Origin of the sequence: Achromobacter sp. UBA4530, assembly GCF_002388205.1 — a bacterium.
GTDB lineage: Bacteria > Pseudomonadota > Gammaproteobacteria > Burkholderiales > Burkholderiaceae_B > Achromobacter > Achromobacter animicus.
On the sequence record NZ_DGMA01000016.1, the window covers coordinates 110,471 to 125,450 of the forward strand.

Annotated in this window: 15 protein-coding genes; 12 read left to right on the forward strand and 3 right to left on the reverse strand. The window is 64.6% G+C overall.

The window, feature by feature from the left end; genetic code table 11:
- Window positions 1-9: 9 nt before the first annotated feature.
- On the forward strand, window positions 10-894 hold the full coding sequence (gene rpoH / locus B2W22_RS14280) for an RNA polymerase sigma factor RpoH (RefSeq protein WP_175137069.1): 885 nt from the start codon (window positions 10-12) through the stop codon (window positions 892-894).
- 358 nt (window positions 895-1,252) lie between these two features.
- Here rpoH and cpdA read toward each other — a convergent pair whose 3' ends face one another.
- Window positions 1,253-2,092 carry a 3',5'-cyclic-AMP phosphodiesterase gene (gene cpdA / locus B2W22_RS14285; protein WP_175123889.1) on the reverse strand — a complete coding sequence of 280 codons (840 nt, stop codon included), beginning with the start codon at window positions 2,090-2,092 and terminating at the stop codon, window positions 1,253-1,255.
- Window positions 2,093-2,289: 197 nt separating this feature from the next.
- On the opposite strand from cpdA, the gene B2W22_RS14290 reads away from it, so the two are divergent.
- Complete coding sequence (locus B2W22_RS14290; RefSeq protein ID WP_286938240.1) at window positions 2,290-5,121, forward strand: cation:proton antiporter; 2,832 nt, start codon at window positions 2,290-2,292, stop codon at window positions 5,119-5,121.
- A gap of 93 nt (window positions 5,122-5,214) precedes the next feature.
- Here the strand turns inward: B2W22_RS14290 and B2W22_RS14295 are convergent, their stop codons facing one another.
- Entirely contained in the window at window positions 5,215-6,027 is an 813-nt protein-coding gene (locus B2W22_RS14295; protein ID WP_286938243.1) for an NUDIX hydrolase, read from the reverse strand.
- A 288-nt stretch (window positions 6,028-6,315) separates the two neighbouring features.
- Between B2W22_RS14295 and coxB the strand changes: the two genes are divergently transcribed.
- The 5 genes from coxB (at window position 6,316) to B2W22_RS14320 (ending at window position 10,489) form a co-directional block, all read left to right on the forward strand.
- Window positions 6,316-7,473 (forward strand): cytochrome c oxidase subunit II, encoded by a 1,158-nt coding sequence (gene coxB, locus B2W22_RS14300; protein WP_175137072.1) that lies wholly within the window; start codon window positions 6,316-6,318, stop codon window positions 7,471-7,473.
- Window positions 7,474-7,577: 104 nt separating this feature from the next.
- The gene (gene ctaD / locus B2W22_RS14305) at window positions 7,578-9,185 is read left to right on the forward strand and encodes a cytochrome c oxidase subunit I (protein WP_175123886.1); all 1,608 of its coding nucleotides are present in this window, start codon (window positions 7,578-7,580) and stop codon (window positions 9,183-9,185) included.
- 30 nt (window positions 9,186-9,215) lie between these two features.
- Entirely contained in the window at window positions 9,216-9,341 is a 126-nt protein-coding gene (locus B2W22_RS14310) for a cytochrome oxidase small assembly protein (RefSeq protein WP_217467855.1), read from the forward strand.
- Window positions 9,342-9,352: 11 nt separating this feature from the next.
- Complete coding sequence (locus B2W22_RS14315; RefSeq protein WP_056565538.1) at window positions 9,353-9,577, forward strand: DUF2970 domain-containing protein; 225 nt, start codon at window positions 9,353-9,355, stop codon at window positions 9,575-9,577.
- A 36-nt stretch (window positions 9,578-9,613) separates the two neighbouring features.
- Window positions 9,614-10,489 (forward strand): cytochrome c oxidase subunit 3, encoded by an 876-nt coding sequence (locus B2W22_RS14320; RefSeq protein ID WP_175123885.1) that lies wholly within the window; start codon window positions 9,614-9,616, stop codon window positions 10,487-10,489.
- 164 nt (window positions 10,490-10,653) lie between these two features.
- On the opposite strand, the gene B2W22_RS14325 is transcribed toward B2W22_RS14320, so the two are convergent.
- Window positions 10,654-10,854: a twin transmembrane helix small protein gene (locus tag B2W22_RS14325; RefSeq protein WP_105236947.1), complete on the reverse strand. Its 201-nt coding sequence runs from the start codon at window positions 10,852-10,854 to the stop codon at window positions 10,654-10,656.
- Window positions 10,855-10,890: 36 nt separating this feature from the next.
- Between B2W22_RS14325 and B2W22_RS14330 the strand changes: the two genes are divergently transcribed.
- From B2W22_RS14330 to B2W22_RS14350, 5 genes are all read left to right on the forward strand, one after another.
- Window positions 10,891-11,703, forward strand: coding sequence for an SURF1 family protein (locus B2W22_RS14330; protein WP_286938244.1), 813 nt, complete (start codon window positions 10,891-10,893; stop codon window positions 11,701-11,703).
- A 77-nt stretch (window positions 11,704-11,780) separates the two neighbouring features.
- Window positions 11,781-12,356: an SCO family protein gene (locus tag B2W22_RS14335; RefSeq protein ID WP_175123983.1), complete on the forward strand. Its 576-nt coding sequence runs from the start codon at window positions 11,781-11,783 to the stop codon at window positions 12,354-12,356.
- A 21-nt stretch (window positions 12,357-12,377) separates the two neighbouring features.
- Window positions 12,378-13,415, forward strand: coding sequence for a COX15/CtaA family protein (locus tag B2W22_RS14340; RefSeq protein ID WP_286938246.1), 1,038 nt, complete (start codon window positions 12,378-12,380; stop codon window positions 13,413-13,415).
- Window positions 13,416-13,428: 13 nt separating this feature from the next.
- A complete protein-coding gene (gene cyoE / locus B2W22_RS14345; protein WP_175123882.1) occupies window positions 13,429-14,322 on the forward strand; it encodes a heme o synthase in 894 nt (297 codons plus the stop codon).
- Between the two features lie 17 nt (window positions 14,323-14,339).
- Window positions 14,340-14,945, forward strand: a complete 606-nt coding sequence (locus B2W22_RS14350; protein ID WP_286938249.1) for an SCO family protein — start codon at window positions 14,340-14,342, stop codon at window positions 14,943-14,945.
- Window positions 14,946-14,980: the final 35 nt, after the last annotated feature.

Consider the following 14,980-nt stretch of genomic DNA (forward strand, 5'->3'; position numbering starts at 1 on the left):
ACCCCCGCTATGAAGCAACCCAGTACCTCGTTGACCGCCTCCGGCAACGCTCTGGCGTTGGCCATCGCCAATCCGGGCGCTCTCGGTACGATCGACGCTTATATTTCCGCGGTCAACCGCCTGCCGGTGTTGTCCGCGGATCGCGAAACGGAACTCGGCCGCCGCCTGCGCGACCAGGAAGATCTGGGCGCCGCCCGCGAGCTGATTCTTTCGCACCTGCGTCTCGTGGTGTCCGTGGCCCGTCAGTATCTGGGTTACGGCCTGCCCCACGCCGACCTCATCCAGGAAGGCAACGTCGGCCTCATGAAGGCCGTCAAGCGTTTCGACCCCGAGCGCGGCGTGCGCCTGGTGTCCTTCGCGGTTCACTGGATCAAGGCCGAAATCCACGAATACATCATCCGCAACTGGCGGCTGGTCAAGGTGGCCACGACCAAGGCGCAGCGCAAACTGTTCTTCAATCTGCGCAGCATGCGTCCCGACGGCCAGACCCTGGATCCCGAGCAGGTCGACCACATCGCTCGCGAGCTGAACGTGCGCAACGAAGACGTGAGCGAAATGGAAGTCCGCATGTCCGGCCGCGACATGTCGCTGGAAAACCAGGACGACGACGACGACAGCTATGCGCCGATCGCCTACCTGTCCGACGAAGGCCGCCAGGAACCCACGCGCGTGCTGGAGCGCGCTGCGCGCGATCACCTGCAAAGCGCCGGCCTGACCACCGCGCTTGAAGCGCTGGATCCGCGCTCGCGCCGCATCGTCGAAGCCCGCTGGCTGCAGGACGACGGCGGCGCCACCCTGCACGAGCTTGCGCAAGAGTTCGGCGTGTCGGCCGAACGCATTCGCCAGATCGAAGCGGCGGCGCTCAAGAAGATGCGCGGCAACCTCGCCTCGTGATTGCTGCCCCGCGCATGACAAAGGCCGCTCATTGCGGCCTTTTTCTTTGGCGCCTGACATTGCGCGCCGCTTTCAACAGCCGGCCGATGACAACGGGACGGCCAATAAATTGATACAAATTCGGGGGCAAATTTTCTGCGTTCGCAGAAACTTAATGAGGAAGGCGCCGCCTAACTTCATGTAGACCGCAAACTTCGGTTAGCAGTCTTGTCATCCGTCTCGGCTTCTCCTCTTTCCCCTCCCCTATGAGACGGATGCTTGCGGGGCACCTAGCATATCGGTGCCCCGTTTTTTATGCGCGCTCGGAACGTAGCGCCCATAAAAAACGGCGCCTGTTTCGACGCCGTCCTCGGACAGATCAAGCCGCGCGCGCGCTGTCTGGCGGTTGCAGCGCGGTGTGCCACAGGGCGTCCTGCACGCGACGCACGCCGGTCGCCATCGATCCATCCTGATAAAGCTTGATCCACCGGTAGCCCGGCGCCATGTTGTCGACGATGTGCTTGCCGTCGCGGATGCTGAACTGAAAGCATGTGGACGGCGTGGCCAGCATGCGCAGGTTGTGGCGGCGGCGGTCGAACTCGTGGTGCACATGGCCCCACAGCAGCACGCGCACCTGCGGAAACCGCGCCAGCAGCTTGAAGAGCGCCTGCGGGTTGTCGATCATCATCGAGTCATGCCAGTGGCTGTCGATCTGCATCGGGTTGTGGTGCATCGCCACCAGCGTGTGGCGGTTGGGCGCCTGGGCCAGCGCCGCTTCCAGCATGTCGAGTTCGCTATTGCACAGATGGCCGGCGTTCGAGCCGGGCACCGTCGTGTCCAGCGTGACGACGCGCCATGCGCCCACGTCCGTCACCGGCATCGACCAGTCGGACAATTCCTGGCGCAGGACGGACGGTTGATCGTGATTGCCCGGCAGGCAACGGATCGTTGCACGATCCAGCGCGGCCGATTCGGACAGGATGCGCGCAAAGCGCTGGTAGCCCGCGGCCTCGCCATCCTGCGACAGGTCGCCGGTGGCGAGCAGCAGGTCGGGATGTTTGCCATCGGCCTCGATCTGGCGCAGCACGGCGCGCAGGCTCGCGTCGGTATTGACGCCCAGCATCGACGTTTCGGGCTCGCCGAACAGATGGCTATCGGTCAACTGGACGAGCATCGCGGGCGCGTCGTGGCGCCGGGTCAAGGTGTGGATGCGTGCCACGTGCCGCTCCTGCAAAAGTTCGCGTGATGCCACATTACCCAAAAAACATGGCGCGGCACGTTTCGCAAGCGTCCATTGGGGTAACGAAACGTGCATTCTCCTCGATTCCCGTCACGCCCCGGCCGCGAGCGTCGGAAAAAAGCCGCTATTCTTGTGGAACTTTCCACACGCACTACGATCGGGACGCGGCGCTACCCATGGATGTTGGTTTTCTTGTATTTGGTCTTGCGGGCCTGCTCACGCTGGTCTGCTTCATGCCGCCCCTGGCCGGCCGCGTCAAGCTGCCCTATTCGGTGCTGCTCGCCATCGTTGGCTGTCTGCTCGGGATCGTGATTCACGTGCACGGCTGGGCGCCGGCCTGGATCGGCGACTTTCTCGATTCGCTGGAGCGCTTCGAGATCTCGTCAGAGACCTTCCTGATGGTGTTCCTGCCGGTGCTGCTCTTTGAGACGGCGCTGTCGATGAACGTGCGGCGTCTGATGGACGACATCGGTCCGATCCTGATGATGGCCATCGTGGCCGTGGTCGTTTGCACGGTTGTGGTCGGCGTGACGCTGGACGCCATCTCGCCCTATGGGCTGGTGGTGTGCTTGCTGCTCGGCGCCATCGTGGCCACGACCGACCCGGTGGCGGTGGTCGGCATCTTTCGCGAAGTGGGCGCGCCCAAGCGCCTGACCACGCTGGTCGAGGGCGAGAGCCTGTTCAACGATGCGGCGTCCATCGCGCTGTATTCGGTGCTGCTGGCGGTGCTGAGCGGCAAGGGCGAATTGTCCGTCAGCGGCATCTTCAACGACTTCATCGTGCACTTCATCGGCGGCGGCGTGGCCGGCTTTGCGATGGGGCGTCTGGCCTGCTTCCTGTTTGCCTGGCTGCGCGGCTTTCCTACCGCCGAGATCACGCTGACCCTGACGCTGGCCTACCTGTCCTTCTTCATCTCCGAGCATTACCTGAACGTCTCGGGCGTGGTGGCCACGGTGATCGCGGGCCTGGTGGTGGGTTCCACCGGCCGCACGCGCATGTCGCCGACCACCTTCGAGCATCTGTCCAGCGCGTGGGAGCAGTTTGGCTTCTGGGCCAACTCCCTCATCTTCCTGTTTGCGGCGATGCTGATCCCCAAGCTGATGGCGGCGGCCGATTGGCAGGAACTGGTGCTGGTGGGCGTGGTGTTCGTGGTGACGCTGGTGGCGCGTGCGATTGTGGTGTTCGGGCTGCTGCCGCTTTTGGGTCTGACGCGGCTGGGCACCAAGGTCAGCAATCCGTACAAGGTGGTGATGCTGTGGGGCGGCCTGCGCGGCGCCGTGTCGCTGGCGCTGGCGCTGGCGGTGACCGAACAGACCGGCGTGCCCGAAGAGGCGCGCCAGTTCATTGCCGTGGCGACGACGGGCTTTGTGCTGATGACCTTGTTCGTCAACGGCATCAGCCTGCGGCCGCTGATCCGGATGCTGGGGCTGAACCAGTTGTCGCCCGTCGAGCGCACCATCCGCAACCAGGTGCTGGCCGTGGCGCTGGAAGACCTGCAGGGCAAGACCGAGGAAGTGGCCAAGGCCGAGCATATCGGGAACGAAGTGCGTGACCGCATCCGTGCGGTGTTCGACGCCAGCCTGGCCAGCGTGCACGACGGCCGGGTCAGCCAGATGACCGACGAGCAGCGCGTGGCCGTGGGCTTGGCGATCGTGGCGCAGCGCGAAGAGGAAATGTTCTTCGACATCCTGAAAGCGCAGATCGTGGACTGGCGCATGGCGGAAACGCTGCTGGCGCGGGCCGAGCGGCTGGAAGACGCCATCCGGCTGGGCGGCGTGGAGGGCTTCGAGCGCGCCATTGCTGCCGACGTCCGCTATTCGACGGGCTTCCGGCTGGCGCTTCGGCTGCACTACGTATTTGGATTCCAGGGCTGGCTGGCGCGGGAACTGGGCCAGCGTTTTGCCAACCTGATGAGCAAGCGGTCGGTCGCGCAGCGCCTGATCGGCTTTGCCCGCGAACAGATCACGCCGCTGCTGGGCGAAGAGGCCACGCAGCGCATCGTGTCGCTGCATCAGCGCCGCCTGGACCTGATCGAGAACGCGATGCAGGCGCTGAACCTGCAATATCCGTCGTACGCCCAATGGCTGCAGGAAAGTTACTTGGGCCGCGTGGCGCGCGAGCTTGAACGCATCCGCTACCGCGACATGCTTGAGCAGTTCCTGATCAGCGGCGAGGTCTATGCCGACCTGACCGAGCAACTGAAAAGCCGCTGGGCGCACATCGACAAGCATCCGCCGCTGGACATCGAAATGAGTGCGGCCGAACTCATCAAGCGCGTGCCGCTTTTTGAAGGCCTGTCGCCCGATTCGCTGCGCGCCATCAGCAAGCTGCTCAAGCCGCGCCTGGCCCTGCCCGACCAGCGGGTGTTGACCAAGGGGCGGCACGGCGAGGAGATGTGCTTTGTGGCATCGGGCGCGGTGGCGGTCCATCTGCCCGACAACACCATGATCGAGCTGGGTAGCGGCGAATTCTTTGGCGAACTGGGTCTTTTGGGCGAAGAGCAACTGACGCCGGACGTGACATCGCTGGGGTACAGCAAGCTGCTGATGCTGTCCTCGCGCGATTTCCATGCGCTGCTGGCCCGCGACGAAAACCTGCGCGATCGCATTCAGGTCGTGGCCAAGCAGCGTCTGCGGGCGATTGAAGTCTGGAAGCAGTTTTCGCAGGCTTCCGCGGCGGCGGCGGCCACGCCCGCGCCGGTGGCGGGGCCTAGCTCCGCGCAGGCGGCCGAAGCGGCGGAAGCGGCCGGCGCAGGGGGGCCGCCGGAAGGCGAGGACCTGCGGGCGGCGCGTGAACTGCGCGGCGAGCCGGCTGACGGCGGAGAGGTGCTGGGCGCCAATGCGTCGGGCGCCGGTGCCCCTGGTGTCAAGGCCCCGGTTGCCAATGCACCCGTTGCCAGCGCGCCGGACGCCAATGCCCCGGACGCGAACGCCCAGGGCGCCGACGCGCCGGGCGCCGCTGCGCCGAGCGGCCCCGTGCTGGGAACGCCGGAACCAGCGTCCCGCTAGCCGCACTCTGCCGGGCGCGCCACCGTGCGCGTGCCGGCAGTTTCATATGAAGGTGACTGGGCCCGCCCCGTAGGCGTGACCCGATTCAGCGATTCAGATCGTGATGTCGCCGGCGGCCTGGCGCCGCATGATGTCTTCGACCAGCACCAGGGCCGCTTCCAGCGTGAACTCGCCTTCGGCGATATGGTGCAAGGCCGTCGCGACATCGACCGTGGCGATTTCCATGACCTCGCCATCACGGTTGGCGGGCTGCGCGTCCGGCGCCAGGATGCACGTGCTGGTCAGCACATCTTCCACCTGATAGCCCTCGGGCAGCCGGCGGTGGATGCGCAAAATCGTGCGCAGCGGCGTGCGGCGCGCGAGGTCGGGTTCGTCCAGGCCGGCTTCTTCGCCGCATTCGCGCACCAGCGCCAGTTCCAGATCCTCGCCCCTTCCTGCCAGTCCGCCGACCAGCGTGTCCCACATACCGGGATCGGTCGACTTGCTGAGCGAGCGCCGGGCGACCCACAGCTTGCCGTCGGGCGTCCACGCATTCAGATGCACGGCCTTGGTCAACAGACCGAGCGGCCGCACTGCTGCGCGTTCGATGACGCCCAGCGGCTCGTCGCCATCCAGAACGTCCAGCAATTCATCGCGCCAGCCGCGCAGGCAGTTGGCTTGGCGCAACAGTTCCGCGGCCTGTTCCAGCACGGCGTCCAGCGCATTGCCGGGGGCAAGGCCCTCGCCGATACGCAGCGCCGTGTCGTCCGCGTGCGTTTGCGGCGCATCGCGCAGCGCGTCGCAGGCTGCGTGCGTGGCCCAGCCGCAGCGGCGCCCCGCTATATATAAAGCGCGCGCGCCTTCTGGGGCGGGCTCCTGCGCGCGGGCGCACAGGGCGGCATACAAATCGGGCAACTGCTTTTGCATCGTGGCGCCAAGGAGATGAGGTTGCTGGCGATTTTAAGCCACCCGGTTTACGGCCCGTAGTCAAGGGGCGAGCGCACATGGGGGCGGGCCGCATGAATTCAAGAGCACTAAATTACATCTGTTTGCGCGTCCGCTATAATCCGCCAGTTTCTTTGTGATTTCGAGAGGGAACGACAGGGCCGCTCTATCTCCCTGCATCGCCCTGCCATCTAATAATTGCGTGTTGCCCGTATTCCGGTGACTTCCGCCACCAGCAAATGGGCCTTCGCGCCGTATTTCGAGGTAAGCATGAAGAAGTGGAGAGGGATACTGGGGGCTTGTGCGATGCTGATTGGCGGCGTGGCCGGTGCCCAGGTGCAAAACATGCCCGGCGGTCCGAAGGTCAATCAGCTGAACCTGCATGAAGGCGTCACCGCGATTTCGCGCGACATCATGTGGCTGCATTGGTTGCTGCTCACGATCTGTATTGTGATTTTCATCGGCGTCTTTGGAGTGATGTTCTACTCCATCTGGGCGCACCGGAAGTCCCGCGGCCACAAGGCGGCGACCTTCCACGAACACCTGGGCGTCGAAGTCGCCTGGACTGTCATCCCCTTCATCATCGTCATCGCCATGGCGCTGCCGGCCACCAAGACGGTCGTCGCCATGAAAGACACTTCCAGCGCGGACCTGACCGTCAAGGTCACCGGCTATCAATGGAAGTGGGGCTACGAATATCTGGACGGTTCGGCCGCCGGCATCAAGTTCCTCTCCACGCTTTCCACGCCTCGCGCCCAGATCGAGAACCGCGAGCCCAAGGGCGAGTTCTATCTGATGGAAGTGGACAACCACCTGGTCGTCCCCGCCAACAAGAAGATCCGCATCGTTCTCACGGCGGCCGACGTCATCCACTCGTGGATGGTTCCGGACTTCGGCGTGAAGCAGGACGCCATTCCCGGGTTCCTGCGCGACACCTGGTTCAACGCCGAAAAGCCTGGCATCTATCGCGGCCAGTGCGCGGAATTGTGCGGCAAGGACCACGCCTTCATGCCCATCGTCGTGGAAGTCCTGGCGCAGCCCGACTACGATAAGTGGGTTGAAGACCAAAAGAAGAAGATGGCGGCAAACGCCGACGATCCCAATAAAGAGTGGACGGAAGCTGAACTGGTTGCCCGCGGCGAAAAGGTTTTCGCGGCAAATTGCGTGGCCTGCCACCAGGCCAACGGCAAGGGCATTCCCGGTTCCTTCCCGCCGCTCGACGGAGACAAGGTTGTTCTGGGCCCCAAGGGGGAGCAGATCAACACCGTGCTGAAGGGCAAGCCCGGCACCGCCATGGCGGCGTTCGGCGGGCAGCTCAACGATGTCGAGATCGCAGCGGTCATCAGCTATACGCGCCATGCCTGGAGCAACGCCGGCAAGGGGCAGGACCCGACGGTTCTTCCGAAGGACATCACGCCCGCGCGCTGATTGCGCGTGGGCCGTTCCTTCACCGGTAGAACCGGTTCCGTTTAGTCAGAGATACCCTGCCGCCCCGTTGAACGGGGCTGGCACTCAGCAGGAAGGAGTCCATCATGAGCAGCGTCACTGTAGACCACGTGTCGCCGGGCCACGGCCACGGTCACGATGACCACCACCACGGCGTGCCCACGGGCTGGCGCCGGTGGCTTTTTGCAACGAACCACAAAGACATCGGGACGATGTATCTCATCTTCTCGTTCGTCATGCTTCTGGAGGGCGGCACGCTCGCCCTTCTGCTGCGCACCGAGCTCTTCGAGCCCGGCCTGCAGTTCTTCCGCCCCGAGCTGTTCAACCAGTTCACCACGATGCACGGCCTGATCATGGTGTTCGGCGCCATCATGCCGGCCTTCGTGGGCTTTGCGAACTGGATGATTCCGATGCAGATCGGCGCATCCGACATGGCGTTCGCGCGGATGAACAACTTCAGCTTCTGGCTGCTGCCGGTCGCCGCGATCATGCTGACCGCCTCGTTCTTCGTGCCGGGCGGCGCCACCGCCGCGGGCTGGACGCTGTACGCGCCGCTGTCGCTGCAGATGGGCCCCGGCATGGACCTGGCCATCTTCGCCATCCACATCATGGGCGCGTCGTCCATCATGGGCGCGATCAACATCATCGTGACCATCCTGAACATGCGCGCGCCCGGCCTGACGCTGATGAAGATGCCGCTGTTCTGCTGGACCTGGCTGATCACGGCGTTCCTGCTGCTGGCCGTGATGCCGGTGCTGGCCGCGGCCATCACCATGGTGCTGACCGACCGCCACTTCGGCACGGGCTTCTTCAATGCCGCCGCCGGCGGTGACCCGGTCCTGTACCAGCACGTGTTCTGGTTCTTCGGGCACCCCGAGGTCTACATCATGATCTTGCCGGCGTTCGGCATCGTGTCGGCCATCGTGCCCGCGTTCGCCCGCAAGAAGCTCTTCGGCTACGCCTCGATGGTGTACGCCACCGCCTCCATCGCCGTGCTGTCGTTCATCGTGTGGGCGCACCACATGTTCACGACGGGCATGCCGGTGACCGGTCAGCTCTACTTCATGTACGCCACCATGCTCATCTCCATCCCGACCGGGGTGAAGGTGTTCAACTGGGTCGCGACGATGTGGCGCGGTTCCATGACGTTCGAGACGCCGATGCTGTTTTCCATCGGCTTCATCTTCGTGTTCACGATGGGCGGCTTTACCGGTCTGATCCTGTCCGTGGCCCCGATCGACATCCAGGTCCACGACACCTATTACGTGGTGGCGCACTTCCACTACGTGCTGGTGGCCGGCTCGCTGTTCGCGCTGTTTGCCGGCGCCTACTACTGGGTGCCCAAGTGGACGGGCCGCATGTACAGCGAAAAGCTGGGCAAGCTGCACTTCTGGTCGACGCTGATCTCGTTCAACGTGACCTTCTTCCCGATGCACTTCCTGGGTCTGGCCGGCATGCCGCGCCGTTACGCCGACTACGCCGCGCAGTTCACGACGTTCCATCAGCTCGCCACCATCGGCGCGTTCTGGTTCGGCCTGTCGCAGCTGATTTTCCTGGTTGCGATCCTGCGCTGCTACATGGGCAAGGGTGAACCGGCCCCGGCCAAGCCGTGGGAAGGCGCCGAAGGACTGGAATGGACGGTGCCGTCGCCCGCGCCGTTCCACACCTTCGAAACGCCGCCCGAAGTGAAGTAAATCCCTATCCATGTTCCAGGTAGCACAGCAATGACACCCGAGCAGCGCCGCCGTAACAAGATCGCAGGACTGGTTCTTCTGGTTTTCGTCGTTGCCGTGTTTGCCTGGACGGTGATCCGCGGTTCGGCCTTGCTGACCGGCAAGGCCGTCGGCTAGGAGCCGGGGCCATGAGCGACGACCTTCGCGAAACGTCTCAGCGCAAGCTGAGTTTCCTTCAGACGATGAAGGCGGTGGCGTGGGGGTTCTTCGGCGTGCGCAAGGGCGCGGGCTACCGTGAGGACAGCGCCAAGCTCAATCCGGTTCACGTGATCGTGGCCGGACTGCTGGCAGCGGCAATCTTTGTGACTGTGCTGGTTTTAATTGTTCGTTGGGCCGTATCCAGCCTGACTTGAATTACCTAAATCTAAATCTGTACCAGGGAGAAAGCCATGAGTGCAAGCCACTCGGTTCAAGGTAAAGAGGCACCGTACTACTTTGTCCCCGCCGACTCGGGCCATCCCGTGCGCATGGCCGTGGCACTGCTCTTCATGGGCCTGGGAGCCGCGGCCTGGGTCAACGGCGCGGACTGGGGCAAGTGGTCCGTGCTGGTGGGGTTCATCGGCGTGGTCATCGTCATGTATTACTGGTTCGGCGACGCCATCCACGAGTCCGAGACCGGGCTGAACAGCAAGCGCATCGACGGTTCGTACCGCTGGAGCATGAGCTGGTTCATCTTCTCCGAGGTCATGTTCTTTGCGGCGTTCTTTGGCGCGCTCTGGTACACGCGCACGATCACGACGCCGTGGCTGGGCGACATCGACCACCGCCTGATGCTGTGGCCGGATTTCCAGGCCGCGTGGCCGAACTTCGGTCCGGCTGGCGTGGTGGAACCGTTCCAGACCGTGGGTCCCTTCTGGCTGCCCACGATCAACACGGCCCTGCTGCTGAGCTCCGGCGTCACGCTGACCATCGCCCACCACGCGCTGCGTGAAAACCACCGCGGCAAGGCGAAGTTCTGGCTGGCGGCCACCGTCATCCTGGGCTTTGTGTTCGTGGCCTGTCAGGCGTTTGAGTACATCCACGCCTACCAGGACCTGAACCTCAAGTTCAACTCGGGCGCGTACGGGTCGCTGTTCTACATGCTGACCGGCTTTCACGGGTTCCACGTGATCCTGGGCGCCACGATGCTCACCGTCATCCTGATCCGCCTGATCCGCGGCCATTTCACGCCGGACCATCACTTCGGGTTCGAAGGCGCGGCCTGGTACTGGCACTTTGTCGACGTGGTGTGGCTGGGCCTGTACCTGTTCGTGTACTGGTTCTGACGTCGTGGTTCTGATCGCGGCCGGCGGCGCCGGCAGCGGTTGCAGCACGGGAAAGCGCGAAGGGATGGCTGGGCGGCAAGCCGGCATCCATCGCGCTTTCAGGCTATTTGGAGGCGCGCGCCGGCAATGCGGTGCAGGACCCGGGGAACCGGGACCCGTGCAGCCTATCTAAAACCGGTGCTTTCGATCCAGCCCATGTGATGGGCGAACAGCACGAACAGGAACAGGGCGACCGACAGGCCGATGCGGACCGTCAGCGCGTTGACCGTGCGGTTGGTGGTACCTTTGTCCCGCATCAGGTAGACCAGGGCGGATGCCAGACTGGCCAGTATCCCGATGAAGGCCAGAACGACGAAAACGCGCATTGTGGTCTCCCGACTATTCAGATTCAGCAACGACAGATGTCCCGACCGCATTCCACCCGCTACACGGTAGCCGCCCTATTGCTGCTTGGCCTGGCCGTGATGGTCCTGGTGTCGCTGGGGCAATGGCAGTTGCGCCGCAGCGATGAGCGACGCGCCATTCTGGCCTCGATCGAAGCGGGCCGCAAGCAAGCGCCGCTGGCGTTGACGCCGTCAACGCCGCTCGCCGACATGACGCCCTGGCGCGTGGCGCAAGCAAGCGGCACGTGGCTGCCGCAATTCAGTGTACTGCTGGACAATCGCAACCATGAAGGCCGGCCGGGCTACTGGCTGGCCACGCCGCTGCTGCTGGACGCGGCCACGAACCGCGCGGTGCTGGTGCTGCGGGGCTGGCTGCCGCGCGTCATCCAGGGCCAGGGCGAGCCGCAACTGCCCGCCACGCCCGAGGGCGTGCAGACCGTGCAGGGCGAGCTGTCGGTGCGTGTGCCGCGCATGTTCGAGCTGTGGTCGCTGAGCGGCGCGGAAACCTCCACCCTGCCCGCGGCGCTGCCGGTGGCGGGCGGCACGGTGCCGCAGGTGCAGAACCTGCCGCTGGACGCCTATGCCCGCGCGACCGGACTGAATTTTTTGCCCACGGTGCTGAGCCAAGGCGGCCAGGCCGATGATGGCCTGGTGCGCGACTGGCCCCAGCCCTCTGTCGATTTCCAGCAGAACACGTCGTACGCGGTACAGTGGTTCGCTTTTGGCGCAATTGCCGCCATTGCATGGCTGGTGGTGCTGGGGGGCGCCATCCGCCGCTCACGCCAGCGCGTGGACCAGCAGGCCCAGGCGCGCATGCGTGCGCGCAGATGACCAACGCTAATCCAGGATAAAAAGTGGCTCGCGACATTCCAACCAACAAGCCCGCAGTCAAGCGTTCGCTGACGCCCATGGTGCTGGTGTTCCTGTGCTCGCTGGCGCCCATCGTCGCGGCGTTCGTGGTCTACCTGAACCCGCAGTGGTGGCCCACCGATTCCAGCAATTACGGTACGCTGCTGTCGCCCCAACGGCCCATGCCCGCGGCGTCCGAACTGCGTCTGACCACACTGGACGGCAAGCCCTTCGATCTGGAAAGCCTGAAGGGCAAATGGCTGCTGGTGGCCGCCGACGGCGCGGCCTGCCCCGAAAGCTGCGCGCGCAAGCTGTTCATCACGCGCAACAGCCACGCCAGCCAGGGCAAGAACGTGGATCGCCTGGCGCGCGTCTGGTTCATCACGGATGACGCGGTGGTGCCGGACAAGGTGCTGGAGGCCTACAAGGGCACGGTGATGGTGCGCGTGGATCCGGATCAGCTGGCGCGGTTCCTCCTGGCGCGCGACACGGCCGCTGGCCAGCCCGGCCTGCAGGATCCGATCTGGGTGATCGATCCGCTGGGCAACCTGATGATGCAGTATCCCGCCGAGGCGGATGGCGTGCGGGTGCGCAAGGACATCAGCAAGCTCGTCTATAACTCGCGCATTGGTTGAATGTAGGTTTTTGATTTGAATATGGAACGCATCAAAGCGCGTTATCGCAAGCTCGTCTTCTTTACCTGGTTCCTGACGCTGGACCTCATCATGTTCGGCGCCTTCGTGCGCCTGACGGATTCCGGCCTGGGCTGTCCGGACTGGCCCGGCTGCTACGGCAGCGTCACGCCGATCGGCGCAATGGGCGACATCCACGAGGCCTCGCAGGCCATGCCCTTCGGGCCGGTGACGCTGTCCAAGGCCTGGATCGAGATGATCCACCGCTATGTCGGCGCCATCCTGGGCATGCTCATCATCGGCATCGTCTACATGGCGTGGCGTTACCGCCGCGAACTGGGCCGCTCGCCCGCGCTGGCCATCACGACGCTGGTCGCCGTGTGCGTGCAGGGCGCGTTCGGCGCCTGGACCGTGACCCACAAGCTCATGCCCGCCGTCGTGACCGCGCATCTGGTGTTCGGCCTGTCGGTGCTGGCGCTGATGACCTGGCTGTCTTCGCGCGAACGTCCGCACCTCCCGGTAAGCGCGCAGGCCGTGCGCTGGAAGCCGTGGGTGGCGGTCGGATTCGGACTTCTGCTGGTGCAGGTCATCTTGGGCGGCTGGGTCAGCACCAACTATGCGGCGCTCGCCTGCATGGACTTTCCCACCTGCCACGGGGTGTGGGTGCCGGAAATGGACTTCCACGGCGGCTATTCCGTCATCCGGGGCCTGGGCGAGCTGCCTTCCGGCGAAATGATCTCGCAGCCCGCGCTGACGGCGATCCACTGGGTGCACCGCAACTTCGCCTTCGTGGTGTTCGTCTATCTGGGCATCCTGGCGTGGCGGCTGCGCGCCGCCGAGCCCGGCCTGCGCGGCCCGGCCACGCTGATGCTGGCCCTGCTGGCCGCGCAGCTGTTTACGGGACTCACCACCATCTTCTTCCAGTGGCCGCTGCTGATCGCCGTGCTGCACAATGGGGGCGCTGCGGGCCTGACGCTGGCGGCGGTGGTTTTGATGGTGCGGCTGGCGTCGGCCGGCCGCGAGCCGGTGGGGCGGTACGACCCCAATTTGGTGCGCGTTTAAAATGAGGTCCACTATGACCAGTCTTGCCGCTCCTCAATCCGGATTGCTCCGCCAGTACCTCGTTCTCACCAAGCCGCGCGTCACGCAGCTGGCGGTGTTTTGCGCCGTGATCGGCATGTTCCTCGCGGCGCCCGGCATTCCCGACATGCGCCGTGTGCTGTTCGGCACGATCGGCATCTGGCTGCTGGCCGCTGCCGCGTTCGCCATCAACTGTCTGATCGAACAGGAAGTCGACGCCCGCATGCTGCGCACTGCGCGCCGGGCCACGGCGCGCGGCACCATTTCGGCATTCCAGGTGCTGAGCCTGTCGGGCCTGTTGGGCGGCGCGGGCATGTTCGTGCTCTACAACATGGTCAACCCGCTGACCATGTGGCTGACGTTCGCCACGTTCGTGGGCTACGCCATCATCTACACCATCATCCTCAAGCCGCGCACGCCGCAGAACATCGTGATCGGCGGCCTGTCGGGCGCAATGCCGCCCGCGCTGGGCTGGGCCGCCGTTGCGGACTCGGTGCCGGCCGAGGCCTGGGTGCTGGTCCTCATCATCTTCATCTGGACCCCGCCGCACTTCTGGGCGCTGGCGCTCTATCGCAATCACGATTACGCCAAGGCCGGCCTGCCCATGCTGCCGGTGACGCACGGCAACCAGTTCACCCGCCTGCACATCCTGTTGTACAGCCTGGCGCTGATGGCGACCACGCTATTGCCCTACGCCATCCGCATGAGCGGCGAACTCTATCTGCTGTCCGCCCTGGTGCTGGGCGGCATGTTCGTGTCCTACGCCTGGCGCCTGTATCGCGCCTACAGCGACGAGCTGGCCCGCAGCATGTTCCGTTTTTCCATTCTCTACCTGGCGCTGCTGTTTGGCGCGCTGCTGGTGGACCACTGGGTCGGCCTGTTGCGCTGATCCCCTGGAGGTTGTTGATGTCCGTGTTTTCCGCCAGCCGCCGGCTGGCCCTGCGACTGGGCGCAGCTGCCGCCGTCGCCGCCGCCCTGGCTGCCTGCGGCGAGACCAAACCCGTGTTCAAGGGCAGCGACATCAGCGGCACGCAGTTGGGCCGCGCCATGGAACTGCCCGATCACAATGGCAAGATGCGCCAGCTGTCGGACTTTTCCGGCAAGGTCGTGGTCGTGTTCTTCGGTTTCACGCAGTGTCCAGACGTGTGCCCCACGTCGCTGGCCGAACTGACCGAAGTCATGAAAAAGCTGGGTCCGGACGCCGATCGCGTGCAGGTGCTGCTGATTTCGGTGGACCCTGAGCGCGATACGCCCGAGGTGCTCAAGCAATACGTCACGGCGTTTGATCCGCGGTTCCTGGGGCTGACCGGCACGCCGGACCAGGTGAAGAAGGCGGCGGCGTCGTTCAAGGCGTATTACGCCAAGGCGCCCACCAAGGACGGCAGCTACACGATGGACCACACGGCCGCGTTCTACCTGCTGGACGGCAAGGGCGAGTCGCGCGTGCTGGTCAACAACAACGTCGGGGTTGATGCCCTGACGCATGACATCCAGGCGCTGCTCAAGGGATAACGGCGGGGTTGATTGCGGCGGAACTGGCCGCCAGC

Bases quoted from the DNA above. Each gene is read 5' to 3' on its own strand.
- B2W22_RS14310 (WP_217467855.1), top strand. From the start codon at position 9,216: ATGACACCCGAGCAGCGCCGCCGTAACAAGATCGCAGGACTGGTTCTT.
- B2W22_RS14325 (WP_105236947.1), bottom strand. From the start codon at position 10,854: ATGCGCGTTTTCGTCGTTCTGGCCTTCATCGGGATACTGGCCAGTCTG.
- B2W22_RS14340 (WP_286938246.1), top strand. From the start codon at position 12,378: ATGGAACGCATCAAAGCGCGTTATCGCAAGCTCGTCTTCTTTACCTGG.
- B2W22_RS14335 (WP_175123983.1), top strand. From the start codon at position 11,781: ATGGTGCTGGTGTTCCTGTGCTCGCTGGCGCCCATCGTCGCGGCGTTC.
- B2W22_RS14350 (WP_286938249.1), top strand. From the start codon at position 14,340: ATGTCCGTGTTTTCCGCCAGCCGCCGGCTGGCCCTGCGACTGGGCGCA.
- cyoE (WP_175123882.1), top strand. From the start codon at position 13,429: ATGACCAGTCTTGCCGCTCCTCAATCCGGATTGCTCCGCCAGTACCTC.
- B2W22_RS14290 (WP_286938240.1), top strand. From the start codon at position 2,290: ATGGATGTTGGTTTTCTTGTATTTGGTCTTGCGGGCCTGCTCACGCTG.
- B2W22_RS14320 (WP_175123885.1), top strand. From the start codon at position 9,614: ATGAGTGCAAGCCACTCGGTTCAAGGTAAAGAGGCACCGTACTACTTT.
- rpoH (WP_175137069.1), top strand. From the start codon at position 10: ATGAAGCAACCCAGTACCTCGTTGACCGCCTCCGGCAACGCTCTGGCG.
- B2W22_RS14295 (WP_286938243.1), bottom strand. From the start codon at position 6,027: ATGCAAAAGCAGTTGCCCGATTTGTATGCCGCCCTGTGCGCCCGCGCG.
- B2W22_RS14315 (WP_056565538.1), top strand. From the start codon at position 9,353: ATGAGCGACGACCTTCGCGAAACGTCTCAGCGCAAGCTGAGTTTCCTT.
- coxB (WP_175137072.1), top strand. From the start codon at position 6,316: ATGAAGAAGTGGAGAGGGATACTGGGGGCTTGTGCGATGCTGATTGGC.
- ctaD (WP_175123886.1), top strand. From the start codon at position 7,578: ATGAGCAGCGTCACTGTAGACCACGTGTCGCCGGGCCACGGCCACGGT.
- B2W22_RS14330 (WP_286938244.1), top strand. From the start codon at position 10,891: ATGTCCCGACCGCATTCCACCCGCTACACGGTAGCCGCCCTATTGCTG.